General features: G+C 74.4%; 15 protein-coding genes. 5 read left to right on the top strand and 10 right to left on the bottom strand.

Annotated features, from left to right (window positions below; all coding sequences use genetic code 11):
- Nucleotides 1-26: 26 nt before the first annotated feature.
- Nucleotides 27-1,892, bottom strand: coding sequence for a 2-oxoglutarate dehydrogenase, E2 component, dihydrolipoamide succinyltransferase (gene sucB / locus KSK32_RS03355; protein WP_216928372.1), 1,866 nt, complete (start codon nt 1,890-1,892; stop codon nt 27-29).
- A gap of 66 nt (nt 1,893-1,958) precedes the next feature.
- The gene (lpdA, locus tag KSK32_RS03350) at nt 1,959-3,350 is read right to left on the bottom strand and encodes a dihydrolipoyl dehydrogenase (RefSeq protein WP_216928371.1); all 1,392 of its coding nucleotides are present in this window, start codon (nt 3,348-3,350) and stop codon (nt 1,959-1,961) included.
- A gap of 179 nt (nt 3,351-3,529) precedes the next feature.
- Between lpdA and KSK32_RS03345 the strand changes: the two genes are divergently transcribed.
- Entirely contained in the window at nt 3,530-3,859 is a 330-nt protein-coding gene (locus KSK32_RS03345; protein WP_018785383.1) for a hypothetical protein, read from the top strand.
- Between the two features lie 74 nt (nt 3,860-3,933).
- Here the strand turns inward: KSK32_RS03345 and KSK32_RS03340 are convergent, their stop codons facing one another.
- A complete protein-coding gene (locus KSK32_RS03340) occupies nt 3,934-5,502 on the bottom strand; it encodes a leucyl aminopeptidase (protein WP_216928370.1) in 1,569 nt (522 codons plus the stop codon).
- 166 nt (nt 5,503-5,668) lie between these two features.
- Here KSK32_RS03340 and gcvT point away from each other — a divergent pair, with 166 nt between their 5' ends.
- Nucleotides 5,669-6,793: a glycine cleavage system aminomethyltransferase GcvT gene (gcvT, locus tag KSK32_RS03335; RefSeq protein WP_216928369.1), complete on the top strand. Its 1,125-nt coding sequence runs from the start codon at nt 5,669-5,671 to the stop codon at nt 6,791-6,793.
- Nucleotides 6,794-6,836: 43 nt separating this feature from the next.
- Here gcvT and KSK32_RS03330 read toward each other — a convergent pair whose 3' ends face one another.
- The 4 genes from KSK32_RS03330 to KSK32_RS03315 all read right to left on the bottom strand — a co-directional run bounded on the left by KSK32_RS03330 (nt 6,837) and on the right by KSK32_RS03315 (nt 11,202).
- Nucleotides 6,837-8,126, bottom strand: coding sequence for a DUF2314 domain-containing protein (locus KSK32_RS03330; RefSeq protein WP_151013767.1), 1,290 nt, complete (start codon nt 8,124-8,126; stop codon nt 6,837-6,839).
- Between the two features lie 63 nt (nt 8,127-8,189).
- Nucleotides 8,190-8,963 carry an adenosylcobinamide-GDP ribazoletransferase gene (gene cobS, locus KSK32_RS03325; RefSeq protein ID WP_216928368.1) on the bottom strand — a complete coding sequence of 258 codons (774 nt, stop codon included), beginning with the start codon at nt 8,961-8,963 and terminating at the stop codon, nt 8,190-8,192.
- A complete protein-coding gene (locus KSK32_RS03320) occupies nt 8,953-10,944 on the bottom strand; it encodes a bifunctional adenosylcobinamide kinase/adenosylcobinamide-phosphate guanylyltransferase (protein ID WP_216928367.1) in 1,992 nt (663 codons plus the stop codon). The genes cobS and KSK32_RS03320 overlap by 11 nt, the downstream gene beginning before the upstream one ends.
- A gap of 48 nt (nt 10,945-10,992) precedes the next feature.
- Entirely contained in the window at nt 10,993-11,202 is a 210-nt protein-coding gene (locus KSK32_RS03315) for a hypothetical protein (RefSeq protein WP_030500114.1), read from the bottom strand.
- A 172-nt stretch (nt 11,203-11,374) separates the two neighbouring features.
- On the opposite strand from KSK32_RS03315, the gene KSK32_RS03310 reads away from it, so the two are divergent.
- On the top strand, nt 11,375-11,575 hold the full coding sequence (locus KSK32_RS03310) for a hypothetical protein (protein WP_216928366.1): 201 nt from the start codon (nt 11,375-11,377) through the stop codon (nt 11,573-11,575).
- Nucleotides 11,572-12,366: a site-2 protease family protein gene (locus tag KSK32_RS03305; protein ID WP_216928365.1), complete on the top strand. Its 795-nt coding sequence runs from the start codon at nt 11,572-11,574 to the stop codon at nt 12,364-12,366. The genes KSK32_RS03310 and KSK32_RS03305 overlap by 4 nt, the downstream gene beginning before the upstream one ends.
- 52 nt (nt 12,367-12,418) lie before the next feature.
- Here the strand turns inward: KSK32_RS03305 and KSK32_RS03300 are convergent, their stop codons facing one another.
- Entirely contained in the window at nt 12,419-13,417 is a 999-nt protein-coding gene (locus KSK32_RS03300; protein WP_216928364.1) for an aldo/keto reductase family protein, read from the bottom strand.
- 44 nt (nt 13,418-13,461) lie between these two features.
- Nucleotides 13,462-14,121, bottom strand: a complete 660-nt coding sequence (locus KSK32_RS03295; RefSeq protein ID WP_216928363.1) for a TetR/AcrR family transcriptional regulator — start codon at nt 14,119-14,121, stop codon at nt 13,462-13,464.
- An 80-nt stretch (nt 14,122-14,201) separates the two neighbouring features.
- Here KSK32_RS03295 and KSK32_RS03290 point away from each other — a divergent pair, with 80 nt between their 5' ends.
- Nucleotides 14,202-14,681: a cupin domain-containing protein gene (locus KSK32_RS03290; RefSeq protein ID WP_216928362.1), complete on the top strand. Its 480-nt coding sequence runs from the start codon at nt 14,202-14,204 to the stop codon at nt 14,679-14,681.
- Between the two features lie 73 nt (nt 14,682-14,754).
- Here the strand turns inward: KSK32_RS03290 and KSK32_RS34490 are convergent, their stop codons facing one another.
- Nucleotides 14,755-16,821, bottom strand: a complete 2,067-nt coding sequence (locus KSK32_RS34490) for a WG repeat-containing protein (RefSeq protein ID WP_254188910.1) — start codon at nt 16,819-16,821, stop codon at nt 14,755-14,757.
- Nucleotides 16,822-17,572: the final 751 nt, after the last annotated feature.

The following is a 17,572-nucleotide window of genomic DNA, read 5'->3' as shown; positions in this document are numbered from 1 at the left end:
CCGCGCGCCCCCTCGCCGTCTCGGATCTACAGACCCAGCTCGGCCTCGAAGTTGCCGCCCTCCAGCCGCTCCTTCACCGCGGTGAGGAAGCGGGCCGCGTCGGCGCCGTCGATCAGCCGGTGGTCGTACGACATGGCCAGGTAGACCATCGACCGGATCGCGACGACCTCACCCAGCTCCGCGTCGTTGACCACGACCGGGCGCTTCACCACGGCACCCGTGCCGAGCATCGCCGACTGCGGCGACGGCACGATCGGGGTGTCGAACAGGGCGCCCCGGCTGCCGGTGTTGGTGAGCGTGAAGGTCGCGCCGGCCATCTCGTCCGGGGTGATCTTGTTGGCCCGGGTGCGCTCGGCCAGGTCGGCGATCCGCTTGGCGATGCCGCCCATGTTGAGGTCACCGGCGTTGTGGATGACCGGCACGAGCAGCCCGCGCTCGGTGTCCACGGCGATGCCCAGGTGCTCGGCGGCCGGATAGGTGATCGTGCCGCCGTCCAGGTCCATGCTGGCCTGGATGATCGGGTACGTCTGGAGCGCCTCGATCGCGGCCAGCGCGAAGAACGGCAGGAAGGACAACTTCACGCCGTGCTTGGCCTGGAACGAGTCCTTGGCCCGCGCCCGCAGCTTGGCGACCTTGGTGACGTCGACCTCGACGACGGTGGTCAGCTGCGCCGTCTCGTGCAGCGACTGCTGCATCCGCTTGGCGATGGTGGCCCGGATCCGCGGCAGCTTCTCCGTGGTGCCCCGCTTGGCGCTCGGCTCCGGCTTGGCGGCCGGCTTGGCCGGGGCCTCGGCCTTGGCGGCCGGAGCGGCGGCGGGCGCCGCCTTGGCGGCCTTCGCCTTCTCGGCCGCCTCCAGCACGTCCTGCTTGCGGATGCGGCCACCCACACCGGTGCCCTTGAGCGAGCCCAGGCCCACGCCGTGCTCGGCGGCGAGCTTGCGCACCAGCGGCGTCACGTACCCGGCGGCGTCATCGCCGTGCTCGGCCGGGGCGCTCGGGCGCTGCTGCGGAGCGGTCGGCGCGGCCGGCTGCGCGGCCTCCTCGGCCTTGACCGGCTGCGCGGCCTGTTCCGCCTCGGCGGCCGGCTCGTTGTAGGACATGCCCGGGGTCGGCTCCTCGACCTTGGGCTCCGGCTTCGGCTCGACCTTGGGCTCGGGCTTTGCCTCCGCCTTGGGCTCGGCCTTCGGCTCCGGCGGCTCCGGCTTCGGCTCCGCCTTCGCGGGCGCGGCGCCGGCCACCCCGACGATCGCCAGTACGGCGCCGACGTCGGCGGTCTCGTCCTCGGCGACCTTGATCTCCTGCAGCGTGCCGGCGACCGGCGACGGGATCTCGGTGTCGACCTTGTCGGTGGAGACCTCCAGCAGCGGCTCGTCCACCTCGACGGTCTCGCCGACCTGCTTGAGCCAGCGGGTGACGGTGCCCTCGGTGACGCTCTCGCCCAGGGCCGGCATGGTCACCGGCGTGCCCTCGCCCGACGGCGCGGCGGGCTCGGCCGGCTCCTCGACGGCCGACTGCTCGGCCTCGGCGCCCGGCTCGGCGGCGGCCTCCTCGGCCTGCTCGGCCTGCTCCGGCTCGGGTCCGGTGCCCTCGGCGGCGGCCGTCGGCTCGGTGGCCGGCTCGGCCTTCTCGGTGGGAGCCGCGCCCGCGTCCTCGCCCTCGCCGGCGATGACCGCCAGCTCGCTGCCGACCTCGGCGGTCTCGTCCTCGCCGACCACGATCCGGCTCAGCACGCCCGCCGCGGGGGACGGGATCTCGGTGTCGACCTTGTCGGTCGACACCTCGAGCAGGGGCTCGTCGACCTCGACGGTGTCACCCTCCTGCTTGAGCCAGCGCGTGACGGTGCCCTCGGTGACGCTTTCGCCGAGCCGGGGCATGGTGACCGATACCGGCATGTTCTCCAGACTCCTTCATTCCCCTGGTGGGATCATCGCCCGTCGCCGGACGCCGCGGTTGTCGTGTCAGGCGTGCGCGTGCAGCGGCTTGCCGGCCAGGGCCAGGTGCGCCTCGCCCAGAGCCTCGTTCTGCGTCGGGTGGGCGTGCACGAGCTGCGCCACCTCGGCCGGGTACGCCTCCCAGTTGTAGATGAGCTGCGCCTCGCCGATCAGCTCACCGACCCGGGCGCCGACCATGTGCACGCCGACCACCGGGCCGTCGTCCACCCGGACCAGCTTCACGTGGCCGGCGGTCTTGAGGATCTGGCTCTTACCGTTGCCGCCCAGGTTGTAGTTGTAGGTCTTGATCTTGTCGGCGCCGTACTGCTCCCTGGCCTTCGCCTCGGTCAGGCCGACCGACGCCAGCTCCGGGTCGCAGTAGGTGACACGCGGGATGCCAGCCTCGTCGATCACGGCCGGGTTCTTCCCGGCGATCTCCTCGGCGACGAAGATGCCCTGCTGGAAGCCGCGGTGCGCGAGCTGCAGACCGGGCACGATGTCACCGACCGCGTAGACGTTCGGCACACTGGTGCGCAGCCGCTCGTCGGTCAGCACGTAGCCGCGGTCCATCTTGACGCCCTGCTCCTCGTAGCCGAGGCCGGCGGTGTTCGGGCCGCGGCCCACGGCGACCAGCAGCAGCTCGGCCTCGACCGTGTCGCCGCCGGAAATGGTCAGCTTCACGCCCTTGTCGGTCTTCTCGACCTTCTCGAACGGCTTGCCGACCTTGAAGTTGATCTTCCGCTTGCGGAACGCCCGCTCCAGCGCCTTCGACGACTCCTCGTCCTCGGCAGCGACCAGGCGGGGCAGCGCCTCGACGATCGTCACGTCCACGCCGAAGGACTTCCAGACGCTGGCGAACTCGACGCCGATCACGCCGCCGCCGAGCACGATCGCCGACGACGGGACGCGGTCCAGCGTCAGCGCGTGGTCGCTGGTGATGATCCGCTCGCCGTCGACGTCCAGGCCGGGCAGGCTCTTGGCGTACGAGCCGGAGGCCAGCACGACGTTGCGGCCGGTGTAGCGCTTGCCGTCGACCTCGACGACGTTCTTGCCGACCAGCTTGCCGGCGCCCGCCACGAAGGTGATCTTCTTGCTGCTGCCCACCAGGCCCTGGAGGCCCTTGTACAGACGGGAGATCACGCCGTCCTTGTACGAGTTGACCGCCTTCATGTCGATGCCGACCAGCTCGGCCTTCACGCCGAACTGCTCGGACTCACGGGTCTGGTCGGCGATCTCGGCGGCGTGCAGCAGCGCCTTGGTCGGGATGCACCCGTTGTGCAGGCAGGTCCCGCCCAGCTTGCTCTTCTCGATGAGGGCGACGGAGAGGTCCAGCTGGGCGGCACGCAGCGCCGCCGCGTAGCCGCCGCTACCACCTCCGAGGATGACGATGTCGAAGGTCGTGTCGTTCGGCTCGCTCACATCCAACTCCCAGGTCGCGTCACTGCATCGGGGGTTACGGCGAAGTAACAGGCACACCCCACCTCGGTCATCTTGTCACCACCACGGACCGAGCGCGTACCGAGGTGCCCAACGACACGTCGGCGACACGTACCCTTGGCACCGTCCTCGATGACGGCGGTGGGGGAGGAGTGGATTCGGTGGGGCTGTTCCGACGACGCAAGCGGGCGGTCCCGGCGAGCCGCGACCGCGCCGCCGACCGCGCCGATCTGGACCATCTGGAGAACTTCGTCCGGACCCGCAAGGGCGTCGAGGCGTACATCGAACCCCGCACGACGGTCACCGAGACCACGATCATGCTGATCGCCGACGACGGCGAGTGGACCCGGCGGCGCGTCGGCGGGCCGGACGAGGCCCGCCGCTGGGCGCACCGGATCGCCATCCCGATCTACGACGTGCGGCTGATGGGCTACCCCCAGCGCATGCGCGACTACAACGAGCGCCGCAAGCGCCGGCCCGAGCTGTTCTGAGCTACCTGAACCCAAGTGTTAAAAAGGGCCCCTTCTACAACGCCAGGCGTTAAGAAGGGGCCCTTCCTTACCCGTCAGCCGTGGGCGGCGACGTCCTCGACCAGGTGCAGCAGCGTCCGCACCGGCACACCGGTGCCGCCCTTGGTCCAGTAGCCGGTCGCCTCGCCCGAGTGGTAGCCCGGGCCGGCGATGTCGATGTGTGCCCACGCCACGTCGTCGGTCACGAACTCGCGCAGGAACACCCCGCCCTGGAGCATGTGCCCGGCCCGGTCCATCCCGGCGTTGACCTGCGAGATGTCCGCGACCTCCGACTCCATGCCCTTGCGCACGTCGTCCGGCAGCGGCATCGGCCAGGCCGGCTCGCCGGTCGCGTCACCGGCCACCCGCACCCGCTCGCACAGCTCCGGGGTACCCATCACACCGGCGATCCGCTTGCCCAGCGCGATCACCTGCCCGCCGGTCAGCGTCGAGGTCTCGAACAGGTAGTCCGCGCCGTCCGCGCAGGCCCGCGCCATCGCGTCGGCCAGCACCATCCGGCCCTCGGCGTCGGTGTTGAGCACCTCCACCTTCTTGCCGTTGAACATGCTGATCACGTCGCCCGGGCGGTAGCTGGTGCCCGACGGCATGTTCTCCGCCATCGGCAGGTAGCCGGTGACGGTCACCGACGGCTTGAGCGCCGCGACCGCCAGCATGGCCGCGCCGACGGCCGCCGCGCCGGCCATGTCCGACTTCATCTCCCACATGCCCTGCGCCGGCTTGATCGAGATGCCGCCGGTGTCGAACGTGATGCCCTTGCCGACCAGCGCGACCCGCTTGCCGTTGCCGCCGCCCTCGGGCGTCCAGGTGAGCTTCACCAGCCGCGGCGGGGCCTCGGAGCCCTGACCGACGGCGAGGATGCCGCCGTAGCCACCGGCCTTCAGCGCCGCCTCGTCCAGCACCTCGACCTCCAGTCCGGCCTCGCGGGCGGCGGCGGAGACGACGTCGGCGAACGCCGGGGGGCGCAGCTCGTTCGGCGCGGCGTTGACCCAGTCCCGGCTGGCCCGCACCGCGCCGGCCACCGCCTGCGCCCGCGCGATCTCGGCCTGGGCGGTCGCGTCGGCCGCGTCCGGCACCGCCACCAGCACCTCGGCCACCGGCTCGCGCCGGGCCGGCTGCGGCTTGGTCTTGTAGCCGGCGAACCGGTAGCCGCCCAGCAGCGCGCCCTCGGCGACCGCGCGCAGCGCGGCCGGGGCGTCGGCGTCGTCGGGCAGCGGCAGGGCCAGGGCGACGCGCGGGGCGCCGGCCAGCGCCCGCACCGCGGCACCGGCGGCCCGGCGCAGCGACTCCGGTGCCGGGGCGGCACCGGAGGGCTCCGGGCCGAGGCCGACTGCCACGACCAGCGGCGTGGACACGGTGCCCAGCGTGGCCAGCTTGATCACCTCGCCCGGGCCACCGGTCGCGCCGAGCAGGGCCAGCGTCTCGGTCAGCTTTCCGTCGAACGCGGCGGCGATGCTCTCCGCACCGCTCGCCAGCAGCAGGGCGTGGGCGGGTGCGCCGCTGCCCGGCTCGGTGGTCTGGCTGTGCACGCCGATCACGATCGCGTCGACTGCGAGTTCGGCGGGGTCGGTGTCGACCAGGCTGAGGGTGGTGCGGGGCGATGTCACGAAAGCTACTCCGGGCGGGCCGGGCCGGCCGCGTCGTCGCGTACCGGCGGTGAAGGTCTCTCCGGCGGCAACCTACCCGCCGGGAGACGTGGCTGTCCCGCCGATGCGTGCCGACGGGATCCCGCCGATGCTAACCACAGCGGTCCGGGCCGGTAAGTTGCCACCCATGACCGAGGTGACCTCCGACGCCGCCGAGACCCGGCTGCGCCGTTCCCCGCTGCACGAGCGGCACACCGCGCTCGGCGCGAAGTTCGCCCCCTTCGGCGGCTGGCAGATGCCGCTGGAGTACGCCGGTGGCGGCGTGCTCAAGGAGCACACGGCCGTCCGCGAGGGCGTCGGCGTGTTCGACGTCTCGCACCTGGGCAAGATCCGGGTCACCGGGCCGGGCGCGGCGGACTTCGTCAACTCCTGCCTCACCAACGACCTCGGCCGGATCGCGCCCGGCCAGGCGCAGTACACGCTCTGCTGCGACGAGGCCACCGGCGGCGTGGTGGACGACATCATCGCCTACCTGCACGCCGGCGACCACGTCTTCCTGGTGCCCAACGCGGCCAACACCGCCGAGGTCGCCCGCCGGCTGCGTGCCGGCGCGCCCGCGGGCGTGACGGTCACCGACGAGCACGAGGCGTACGCGGTGCTCGCCGTCCAGGGGCCGCGCTCGGCGGATCTGCTGGACGCGCTCGGCCTGCCCACCGGCCACGACTACATGAGCTTCTCCGCCGCCGGCCTGGACGGGGTGGAGCTGACCGTGTGCCGCACCGGCTACACCGGCGAGCTGGGCTACGAGCTGGTCGTTCCGGCCGAGCACGCGGTCGCCGTCTGGGACGCGATCTTCGCCGCGGCCGACGACGTACGGGCCTGTGGCCTGGCCGCCCGGGACACGCTGCGCACCGAGATGGGCTACCCGCTGCACGGGCAGGACCTGTCCCTGGAGATCACCCCGGTGCAGGGCCGCTCCGGCTGGGCGGTGGGCTGGGACAAGCCGGCGTTCTGGGGCCGGGACGCGCTGCTCGCCGAGAAGGCCGCCGGTCCGGCCCGTACGCTGCGCGGCCTCACTGCCGTCGACCGGGCCATCCCGCGCCCCGGCATGGCCGTGTACGCGGGCGACCGGCAGGTCGGCACCGTCACCAGCGGCACGTTCAGCCCGACGCTCAAGCACGGCATCGCGCTGGCGCTCGTCGACACCGACCCGAAGCCGGCCGACGGGGACGAGCTGGAGGTGGACATCCGGGGCCGCCGTGCCCGGATGCGCCTGACCAGGCCACCGTTCGTCGAGCCCTCGGTGCGCTGAGCCCGGAGGCGGGCCGGCTCTCGGCGTGCGGAAACCGCGCGGGTCAGTCCTCGCCGCGCTCACCGGCGTCGAGGACGGCCTGCGTCCAGCCGCCCTCCAGCACGCCGGTGCCGTCCAGCACGGCCCAGTCGACGACGTCCGACGCCTCCACCACCACGGGGGAGCCGATCCGCACACTCGGGTCGGTGTTGGCGTCGCTGGCGCTCGCGCCGACGATCCGTTCCGGGGTGTCCCACGAGGTCACCCCGGCCCAGACATACTCGGGGCCGTCGTCGCCGGGCAGGCCGTACTTGACCACGAGCTGGCTCTCCTCGGGCAGCCGCCCGGCCAGGAAGCGGGCCCGGATGTCGCCGAGCGCGGCGCGGGCGGTCTCCACCGCGCGGCTCATCGCGTCACCGGTGCGGGTGTAGCGCACGTCCGGCTGGATGCCGTTGAACAGCGTCGCGCAGGCGGCGGCGAAGTAGCGGCCGGGCGGCCCCGGATGCCCGGGCGGCGGGTTGAGGCTCAGGAACGAGTCGGCGTCCGGGTCGGTGGCCGGGTCCAGCTCCAGCCGCAGCAGCACCGGGGCGGTCGCGCCGTGCTGCTCCGGATTGCCGTACGCCACGGCGATGTCGTGCCCGGTCACCGTGGCCAGCACCGGAAGCTGCACGAAGGCGGGCACCTCCTCGCCGGCGAGCCCGTCGGTCCAGTCCCGCAGCAGCCGCCGGGCCGCGCCGGTCATCACCGCGCCCCACGCCCGGGTCAGGTGGTCCGGTACGCCCTGCGCCTGCAACTCCAGCAGCCCGAACCGGCGCAGCCCCTTCGTGGTGAACCACAGCCCGTCGGAGTCCGAGGAGTAGGGCACCAGCACCCAGTCGACGAGCCGGATCCGGCCCTGCTCGTCGGGCAGCGAGCGCAGCGCCGCCGCCGGGTCGAGGAACTGGAGCCCGAAGACGTCCACCACGTCCCCGCCGACCGTCTCGGCGACCGCCGCGGCCACCGCGCGGGCGGCCCACTCGTGCGCCGGCGGCCAGCCGGGCCGGTACTCGGCCTGCACCACGACCAGGTGGGTGGCGGCGGCCAGCCGGGCCAGCTGCTCCTCGGTCGCGCCGAACGCGGTGAGCAGGTCCGGCGGCAGCTCGGGGAACTCGTCGACGGTACGGGTGTCCACCGTCATCAGCGGGCTGTCGAGCATCTGCCGGGCCAGCCCGTGGACCGGTTCGGCGAGCCGGCCGGCCAGCCCCTCCACGGCGGTCTTCGGGCTCACCTTGGGTAGCCCGGTGATCGGTACCAGGTACGTCGCGTCGAGCGACTCGGGCACCGGTACCGGCAGGAAGTCGTCCGTGATGAGCATGCCGTCCCCCTCGACCGCGCCGGTGCACTCGCCCCGAACGCTACCCGCCCGGACCGGTGACGCTCAGCCGGTCAGCACCAGTCCCAGGTAGGACAGCGTGGTGACGATCTCCACGAGCGCCCCGAGCACGTCGCCGGTGATGCCGCCGAAACGGCGTACCAGGTGCCGGAGGAGCCCGGCCGCGACGGCGAGCGCGCCGAGCACGACGAGCGGCCCCTGCCACTGACGGTCCGGCACCGCGGGCACCGCCGCCAGCGCGACGGCGACCGCGCCGAGCGCCGGGGCGGCCCAGCCGACCGTGCCGGCGACGAGCGCGCCCAGGCCCTCGGGCCGGGCCGCCGGCACGCCGCGCCGGCAGGCCAGGCCGACCGCGAGCCGCCCGGCCGCGGTGGCCGCGACCACCGCGGCGAACGCGGCGAGGGCGTCCCGGCCGGCCAGCTCCGCGAGCACCGCGCTCTGGAGCAGGAGTACGACCACGAGCGCGACCACCCCGAACGGGCCGACGTCCGGCTGCCTCATGATCTCCAGCGCGGCCGGGCCGCGCCGGTACGAGCCGAGCGCGTCGACGGTGTCGGCCAGCCCGTCCAGGTGCAGGCCCCGGGTGAGCAGGGCGCCCAGCCCCACTGTCACCACGGCGGCGACGAGCGGTGGCGCGAGCGCGCCGGTGAGCAGCAGCACCCCGCCGAGTACGGCGCCGAGCAGCGCGCCGACCAGCGGGGCGAGCGCCATCGCGGTGCCGGCGGCGGCCCGGTCGACCCGGCCGGCGCGTACCGGGAGGGTGGTGAACGTGGTGAGCGCCAGCCGGATGCCGTCGGCGAGCCGCGCCTCAGTCGGCACGTCGGCCGGGGGGGACCGGCTCGTCGGCCCCGACGGTGGCCGGTCCCGGGCCGGTCGGCTCCGGCTCGGCGAAGTCCGGTCCGCCGCCGGTCCGGCCGTCGTCGGTGTCGCCGTCGTCGTCGGGCCCGCCCAGCGACGGGTGCACCGGCAGCGTGGCGGCGAGCGTCAGCGCGGAGCGCAGCAGCGGCAGCGCGGCCAGCGCGGTCGCCCCCTCGCCCAGGTCGAGCCGCAGGTCCACCAGCGGGGTCAGACCGAGCACGTCGGCGGCGAGCCGCACACCCGGACGGCCGCCGTGGTCGGGCAGCAGGCACCAGTGCCGGGCCTGGCCGGCCAGGTCGCGGCTGACCATGGCGGCGGCGGTGCCGACCGGGCCGTCCAGCAGCACCGGCACCTTGCGGGCGGTGGCGCCCAGCAGCACGCCGGTGGCCAGCGCGATGTCGCCGCCGCCCAGCTCGGCCAGCACGTCCTTGGCCTCCCGGGCGGAGCGCCGGGTGCGGTGCAGCGCGTCCCGTACCGTCGCGCAGCGGACCATCCACGCGGTGTCGTCGATCTCGCCCTGCTCGGTGACCACCCGGCCGAGCACGGTCGGCGGTTCCGCCCCCGCGGTGGCCGCGAGCACCGCCGCGGCGGCCGCCTCGGCGCCCGCGCCGCAGGCGGCGAGCACCAGCAGCTGCACCCCGGCGTCGGCGGCCTGTTCGGCGAGCCGCCAGCCGTAGCGCAGGGCCGCCTCGACCTCGTCGGCGGGCAGGGCCGGGCCGTCCTCCATCGGCGCCGAGACGGGCGCCTCGACGATCTGCAGGCCGGCCCGGTTCTCGGCGGCGAGCCGGGCCAGCGCGCCCCGGCCGGCGCGGGCCTGCCGGGCACGGCGGGCCGACTCGCCGGGCGTCGCGCCGGCCGACGCGCCCCCCTCGTGGTCGCCCCGGATCAGCAGGACGCGTACGGAGTCCCACGGACGCGGCGTCGAGGTGCTCTGGGTGGCGGCGGCGAAGCCGACCACCTGCTCCAGCACGCCGAGACCGGCACCGGGGATGTCGAGGGTGGCGAGCCGGTCGACCGCCTGCGGTCCGGTGTAGTCGTCGGGCATCGGCAGTTCCATGCCCGGCTGGATGACCAGGCCGGTGGCGATCATCGGCAGCGCCATGGTGGGTGCGGCCCAGTCGCCCGTACCCGGCGTGTCAGGGGTGGCCGGGGCGGGCACGGGGGCGGCGGCCGGGGGCAGCACCTCGGGGAGCGTCACGTCCCCGGCGCCGAGGTCGGCCGGTACGGCCTGAGCCGGCGCGGTCCGGTTCGCGGCGGCTCCGGTCGGCGCGGCCTGGTCCGGCGCGGGCCGGGGTGCCGTGGCCCAGGATGTCGCGACCTGGGGAGCCGCGTCGCGGCTCGGCTCGGCCTCGGGCGACGCGGCGGCGGGCGGCACGGCGTGGGCGGGGGCCGGAGCGGCCGGCTTGAGCCACGTGGTCTGACCGGCGACCACCAGCGCGACCGCGTCGCAGGCGTCGGCGACCGCGCGGTTGGCGGCGCCGAGCGCGTCGGTGAACGCCCGGCCGAGCGGCGTGGTGGGCACCAGGGACAGGCCCACCTCGGGGCTGACCAGCACCAGCCGGGCGGTGCTGGAGCGCACCGCCGCGGCCAGCTCGGCGATCGTGGCGGTGTCGTCGGCCGGCTGGTGGGCCGGGTCGAGCAGCACCGTCACCCAGCCGCCCAGGTCGTCCACGAGCAGCGTCTCGTTCGGCCCGGCGGCGGCGATCACCTCGACCAGTCGGCCCGGGTTCGCGGCCGTCTCCTCGGTGGTCCAGCTCCCCGGCCGGCGGGCGCGGTGCGTCGCGAGGCGGGCCGCCCACTCGGTGTCCTCGGGATCCCCGGCCGGGGCGGTCGCCACGTACCGGACTGTGGGCGCGTCGGCGACCAGCGACTCGGCGATCTCGGACTTGCCGGAGCGGATACCGCCGAGCACCAGGAGGGTGTGCCACCCGTCAACGGACATGCCCCGTACCTTAGATGCCGCCGCCCGGGCGGGGCAGTGAGAGGTGGTTCATCGCGGTCGGCGCTCGGGGGCCTCGAAGCGATAGTCGTTGGGATTCACGTCAACCGGCTTCGGATCCTCCTGCCAGGCTCCCTCGCCGGGGCGGGCGAGGAGCGCGTCGAGCAGCTCCTCCCGGTCCATCTCGTGGGCCGCCTCGATGCCGCCGCGTACCGCCATCGCCCGTACCTCCTCGGTGTCCATCTCCCGCAACGGCCGCATGGTGTCCTCCCTCGCCGACGACGTCCGGCGTGGATACCCCGCTGGTGACGGCCGAACCTTGCGGGCACCCGCGCGTCGGCCCGCGCCGGTCGAGGGGTGAAGCGTCGTGGGCGGGCGACTACGCTTGCGGAGGTTCGTCCCGGACGGGACGGCGGCGAGGGGAGACGCGCAGATGGCGTGGAGCTGGCGGTACGAGGGCACGAACGGCGACGCGGTCGACGGACCCGCCGAGTCGTTCACGAGCCAGGCGGACGCCGAGTCGTGGATCGGCCAGACCTGGCGGGAGCTCGCGGCATCCGGCGTCACCTCCGTCGCGCTGGTCGAGGACGACCGGGTGGACTACCGGATGAGCCTGCAACCTCCGGCCGAATGACCGGCTACGACCGACCGGGCGAGCCGCTGGTCCTCGGCGTTCCCCGGGTGGCGTTCCGGCCGAGCCCGATCTTCCTGGCCCTGGTGGCGCTCTTCGTCGCATCCGGGGTGATGACCTGGAACCGGTACGGCAACGTCGGCTTCGACGTGTTCCTCTTCGTCGTCTCGGGCTGGCTGGTCTCGCTGTGCCTGCACGAGTACGCGCACGCCGTGGTCGCGTACCGGGCCGGTGACCGGGACATCGCGCATCGGGGCTACCTCACGCTCAACCCGCTGAAGTACACGAGCCCGCTGCTGTCGATCGTGCTGCCGGTGGTCGTGGTGCTGCTCGGCGGCATCGGCCTGCCCGGTGGCGCGGTCTGGGTGGACCGGCACGCCATCCCCGGCCGGCTGCGCCACACGCTCGTCAGCCTGGCCGGGCCGGCCACGAACGTGCTGTTCACGCTGGTGCTGGTGGCGACGGTGGCGTGGGGGCCGGAACTGGGCGGGCCGCTGGAGTTCTGGGCCGGCGTCGGGCTGCTCGCGTTCCTTCAGCTCACCGCCAGCGTGCTCAACCTGCTGCCGGTGCCGGGCCTGGACGGCGGCAACATGCTCCAGCCGTGGCTCAGTCCCGCCTACCGGCGGATGTACGACCTGTTCGCCCCGTACGGCTTCATCCTGCTGTTCGCGCTGCTGTGGAGCCCGCAGATCAACCGGGTGTTCTTCGGCGCGGTCTTCGCCGTCGGCGACGCCCTCGGCCTGCCGCGCGAGCTGTACCAGATCGGCTACGCCCTGATCCGCTTCTGGGAGTAGCCGACCGGGTCGTTCCCGGGCCGGTGCGAGCCGGCCCGGGAACGGCACGACGTCACGGGCGCTGAGCCGGGCTCTCGGTCTTCGCCGGGTCCCGCTCGGTGACCGGCTCGACGATCTCGTCGATCGCCTTGAGCAGGTCGGCGTCGAGCTTCACGCCTGCCGCCTTCACGTTGTCGTGCACCTGCTCCGGCCGGGACGCGCCGACGATCGCCGAGGAGACGTTCGGGTTCTGGAGCACCCAGGCGACGGCGAGCTGCGGCATGGTCAGCCCGGCCTGCTCGGCCAGCGGCTTGAGCCGCTGCACGCGGGTGAGCACGTCGTCGGTCATGAACCGGGCGATGAACCCGGCGCCGGACTTCTCGTCGGTGGCGCGGGAGCCGGCGGGCGGCGGCTGGCCCGGCAGGTACTTCCCGGACAGCACACCCTGTGCCATCGGCGACCAGACGATCTGGCCGATACCCAGCTCCTCGCTGGTGGGGATCACCTCGGTCTCGATGACCCGCCACAGCATCGAGTACTGCGGCTGGTTCGAGATCAGCGGGATGCGCAGCTCACGGGCGAGCGCGTGCGCCTCGCGCAGCTGGGACGCCTTCCACTCGGAGACGCCGATGTAGTGCGCCTTGCCGGAGTGTACGACGTCGGCGAAGGCCTCCATCGTCTCCTCCAGCGGCGTGCTGTAGTCGTAGCGGTGGGCCTGGTAGAGGTCCACGTGGTCGGTCTGGAGGCGGCGCAGCGAGCCGTCGATCGACTCCATGATGTGCTTGCGGGACAGGCCGCGGTCGTTGCGGCCGGGACCGGTCGGCCAGTAGACCTTGGTGAAGATCTCCAGTCCTTCGCGGCGCTCGCCCTTGAGCGCCCGGCCGAGCACCGACTCGGCGCGGGTGCCCGCATACACGTCGGCGGTGTCGAAGGTGGTGATGCCGCTGTCGAGGGCGGCGCGGACGCACGCGACCGCCGCGTCCTCCTCGACCTGCGAGCCGTGGGTGATCCAGTTGCCGTACGAGATCTCGCTGACCATCAGGCCGGAGCGGCCCAGGTGACGGAATTCCATGCTCCCGACCCTAGACCCGCCCGGTCCCGGACGCCGTCCGGCGCTCACGCCCCCAGCAGCGCGTCGCGCATCCGGGCGGCGAGCCACCGCCGGAAACTCTCCTCCGGCCACCCGCACCGCTGCACCAGCGCCGCGTAGTGCGCCGGGTCGTTGTAGAACCACAGCGCGTCGACCGCGTGTCCGGTGCCCGCGTCCGGCCGGAGCGGGCCGTCCAGGGTGACTAGCCGGTCGACCACCATGGCGGCCCCCGCGCGGCGGTTGCGCAGCAGCGTCTCCCACAGCTCGGCCACCTCGGGCGCCTCGTCCGCAGCGCGGCGCACCGTCTCGAAGGCGCCGGCCGCGCGGTGGCCGATCAGCGTGCAGACCCCGGCGTACGCGTCGAGCACCGCGCCCTGGTCGGTCGCCTCCCAGACCGGCTGGAACCAGGGGCGGCGCGCCACCGGCACCGGCTCGTCGTCACCGGCGAGTGCCTCGTCGAGCACCTGGCGCAGCAGGGCGGCCTTGGAGCCGAACACGGCGAACACGGTGGGCCGGGCGACGCCCGCCTCGGCGGCCACGTCGGCCAGCGACGTCGCCGCGTATCCGCGCGTGACGAACAGGTCGGTCGCCGCCCGCACCACCGCCTGCCGGGTACGCCGGGCGCTCTCCTCGCGCACCGCCGAGCGGTAGGGGCGCGTCGGCTTGCCGTCCTTGACTCCAGCCATGACCTCGCGATACTAACAATATATTCACTAGACTCGTAGCTATCGAATGTTCTCGCATTCACTGAAATCGGAGGCCGCCCATGTCCGTCCGCCCTTACCTGCTCGGCCCCGACGACGGCGAGGCGTACTGGTTCCTCGGCAACCTGTGCACGTTGAAGGCCGGCGGCCGGCACACCCGGGACCGCCTCACCGTCGCCGAGTTCGTGAACCCGCCCGGCTTCGCCCCGCCACTGCACCGCCACCAGGTCGAGGACGAGATGTTCTACCTGCTCTCCGGCACCGCCCGGTTCCACTGCGACGGCGATACGCTCACCGCCGGTCCCGGTGACTTCGTCCTGCTGCCGGTGGGCCTGGCGCACACCTTCGTGGTCGGCCCGGACGAGCCGTTGCGCGCGCTCCAGATCACCACCCCGGCCGGGTTCGAGCGGTTCGCCGCGGAAGCAGGCGTACCCGCGCCGCACCGCCGGCTGCCCGACCCGGCGCCGATCGACCCGGCCGCGCTCGGGCACGCCGCCGCCCGCAACGGCATCGAGCTGCTCGGCCCTCCGCCGACGGCGTGAGCGGCCGGCCCGGGGGTGCCGGTCGCTGACGGGCCGGGTCGCCGCCGCTCCGGGGTGGCGCGCCGGGCGCGGGTCAGAGCACCGGGCTGGCGTCGGCGAGCAGCCGGTCGATCTCCGCGACGACCGCCGTGCGCCCCGGGTGCACCGGGTCGATGAGCGGCTCGCCGCGCCGGTCCAGCGCGCCCCACCGGCCCGACTCGGTGGCGACCAGGAACGCCACCGGGTGCACCACCACCGTCGGGTACGCCGGTGTCACCACCACCCGGCCGGCCCGGTCCACCACACCCCGGCGGCCGGCCAGCTCGACCACCGCCAGTCCGTCGGCGGTGAACCCGTCGACCTCCCGGCCGTCGGCCAGCGGCGTGCCGAGACGGTGGTAGCGGGTCGGCACCACCACCTCGCCGGTCAGGTCCACCGCGCCCCAGCCGCCGTTCTGCCGTACCGCCGCCAGGCCGTTGCGGAAGGGCCGCGCCTCCTCGTACCCGGGCGGGATCTTCACGATGTTCATCCGGTCGACGGCCATCCACCGGCCCTTGCCGTCCATCGACACCCAGGACAGCCCTTCCGAGAAGGGCACCACCGAGCGGTAGCCGTTGTTCGCCTCGATCAGCGCCGCGCCGGACGTGTCGATGAGCGCCCACCGGGAGGCCTCCGGCCGCCGTACCCAGGCCAGGCCCTCGTGGAACGGCTGCGCCTCGGCGTACCGGTGCGCGACGACCATCTCGCCGTCGGCGTTCGCGTACCCCCAGAGCTGCTGCTCCTCGTCGAACGTCGCCACCGGCAGGCGCGGGGTGCCGAGCACCTCCTCGGCTCGGCGCGGCGGCGGCCCGAAACCGTCCGCGGCGGCCCGCTCCGCGACCGCGTCCAGCGCCATCCCGATCCGGGCGTCGAGCTGCGCGTCCTCGCCGTGACGCAGGTCCAGCGCCCGCTCGAAGTGCAGGCACGCCTCGGTCAGCCGCCCCTGGTCGTAGCAGCACCGCCCGGCGTGCTCGTGCAGCAGCGCGCGCAGCCGGTCCGGCAGCTCCGGCGAGTTCGCCTCGGCGAAGAGCCGGTCCGCCTCCGCGTGGTCACCCCGCCACCGCAGCGCCTCGGCGAGGCGCGCGCGGGCCAGCGCGGTCCGCCGGAACTCGCCGGTGGCCTCCGCGTACGTGACGGCCAGCCGCGCGTCCCCGAGCGCGTCGTCCAGGTCACCGAGGATCCGGGACGCCACCGACCGCAGGCTGAGCAGCCGGGCCCGGCTCCGGTTGTCGAGCGTGGTGTCCAGTTTGCCGGTGAGCCCGTCCCGGATCACCCGCAACCGGGCCGGGTCGGGGGCCCGCTCGCGCAGCGTACGCGGATCCAGTTCCCAGCCGACCTCGGCGAGGGCCTGCTCCGGGTCCACCGGGGGCTGCGGTTCGGCGCCCGCCGCCGGGCCCGCGTCGTCGCCGGTTCCGGCGTCGGGGGTACGCGGTTCCCGCGCGTCGTCGGTGCCGGTCGGGGCCGGTCCGCCGTCGCCGGTGCGGGCCGGCGCCTGTCCCGGTTGCGCGGGCGTGGCGTGTTCAAGGTCGTCGGCGCGCTCTGGTCCGTCGCCGAGGGTGTCGCTGTGGCCGGTGCCGGTCGAAGGGATGCCGGCGAGCGGCTGTTCGGCCGGGGTGGTGCCGGTGCCCTCGGTGCCGGTCGGGGCGCTGACGTGCTCGGCGGGTGCGCTGCCGGGGACGGCGATCCCGTCAGCGGTGGGCGAGGGCTGCGCGGGCGCGGCGTCGGCCGCCGTGCCGACCTGCTGTGGAGCGGGCGGGGCGGACCCGGTGCGGTCGGCGCCGATGGTGCCGTCGATCGCTGTCGGTTCCTCGGCCGTGTGCTCGGCGGTGGTCTCTGGTGCCGTGTGGTCGGCGGTGGTCTGCGGTGCCGTGTGCTCGGCGGTGGTCTCTGGGGCCGTCTGGTCGGCGGTGGCCTGCGGTGCCGCGCTGTCCTGACGGACGTCGGCGGTGCCGGAGGAGGCGACATGGCCCGGCGCGTGTTCCCGGCCGGGACCGGGCAGGCCGGGCGTGGCCGCCACCGCGAACTGCGGCTCGGGATCGGCGGCCGACCTGTCTGGTTCGGCTGCGGGCGTGCCGGCCTCTGCCGTCGTCCGCTCGACCGCCGGGATGATCGGCGTGCCCACGGATGCGGCCGGTGAGCGAGTGGTCGCTGCAGCATCGGCCGCTGCGCCGTCGGCGGACGCGGTGACGACCCGTGCGGGTGCCGGTGCTGGTGCCGGGGCCGGGGCCGGCGGTGCGTCGAGGGTGCTCGTCGGTTCGCTGGAACTGGTGGGCGCGGGTGTGTCCGAGCCGGTGGCGGTGGCGGCTGCGGGGGTGGTGCCGGCGTTCGGCGCGGTCGACGTGCCGTTCGTGATGCCGGCGTCGAGTGGCGGGGCGGAGCCGGCCGGCAGGGCGGCGGCGCCGGTTGACGCGGCGGCCGGGAGCGGCGGGGCAGCGTCGCCCGGCGGGGTGGCGGTGAACGGCGCAGCTGCCGGAAACGGTCCGGTGTCGGGGAGGGGCGCGGCCGGGTCGGCGGTGGAGTCGTGGCCGGACAGAGATCTTGGTACGAAACGGCCCCCAGAGGGGCCGGAATCGTCCAAGATCTCCGGCGGCTCCGGTGCTTCTGGGGGCCGGGAGGGCTGGGCCGGCTGGAACCACGCCTCGGCGCCGGGGGAGGGCGGGTTGGCCTGCTCCGCCGAGTGGCCGTTCCCCGGCGGCTCGTCGCCCCGGTCCGGGGATGCCTCGGCTCCGAGACCGTCGGAGAGCGCGTCGGCTCCGGGGCGGCCGGTGTCCGTGTCCGGCGTGGGCCGGGTGGGCGCGTCGGCTCCGGGGCGATCCGTGCCTTGCGTGGGCCGGGTGGCCGCGTCGGTTCCGGGACGGCCGGCGTCCGTGTCC

Origin of the sequence: Micromonospora sp. WMMB482 (genome assembly GCF_019038635.1) — a bacterium.
Classification (GTDB): domain Bacteria; phylum Actinomycetota; class Actinomycetes; order Mycobacteriales; family Micromonosporaceae; genus Micromonospora; species Micromonospora marina.
Note: the sequence above shows the minus strand (reverse complement) of the source record. Positions and strands in the feature narration are given on the sequence as shown.

Bases quoted from the DNA above. Each gene is read 5' to 3' on its own strand.
- sucB (WP_216928372.1), bottom strand. From the start codon at position 1,892: ATGCCGGTATCGGTCACCATGCCCCGGCTCGGCGAAAGCGTCACCGAG.
- gcvT (WP_216928369.1), top strand. From the start codon at position 5,669: ATGACCGAGGTGACCTCCGACGCCGCCGAGACCCGGCTGCGCCGTTCC.
- KSK32_RS03330 (WP_151013767.1), bottom strand. From the start codon at position 8,126: ATGCTCATCACGGACGACTTCCTGCCGGTACCGGTGCCCGAGTCGCTC.
- KSK32_RS03320 (WP_216928367.1), bottom strand. From the start codon at position 10,944: ATGTCCGTTGACGGGTGGCACACCCTCCTGGTGCTCGGCGGTATCCGC.
- KSK32_RS03315 (WP_030500114.1), bottom strand. From the start codon at position 11,202: ATGCGGCCGTTGCGGGAGATGGACACCGAGGAGGTACGGGCGATGGCG.
- KSK32_RS03310 (WP_216928366.1), top strand. From the start codon at position 11,375: ATGGCGTGGAGCTGGCGGTACGAGGGCACGAACGGCGACGCGGTCGAC.
- KSK32_RS03305 (WP_216928365.1), top strand. From the start codon at position 11,572: ATGACCGGCTACGACCGACCGGGCGAGCCGCTGGTCCTCGGCGTTCCC.
- KSK32_RS03300 (WP_216928364.1), bottom strand. From the start codon at position 13,417: ATGGAATTCCGTCACCTGGGCCGCTCCGGCCTGATGGTCAGCGAGATC.
- KSK32_RS03295 (WP_216928363.1), bottom strand. From the start codon at position 14,121: ATGGCTGGAGTCAAGGACGGCAAGCCGACGCGCCCCTACCGCTCGGCG.
- KSK32_RS03290 (WP_216928362.1), top strand. From the start codon at position 14,202: ATGTCCGTCCGCCCTTACCTGCTCGGCCCCGACGACGGCGAGGCGTAC.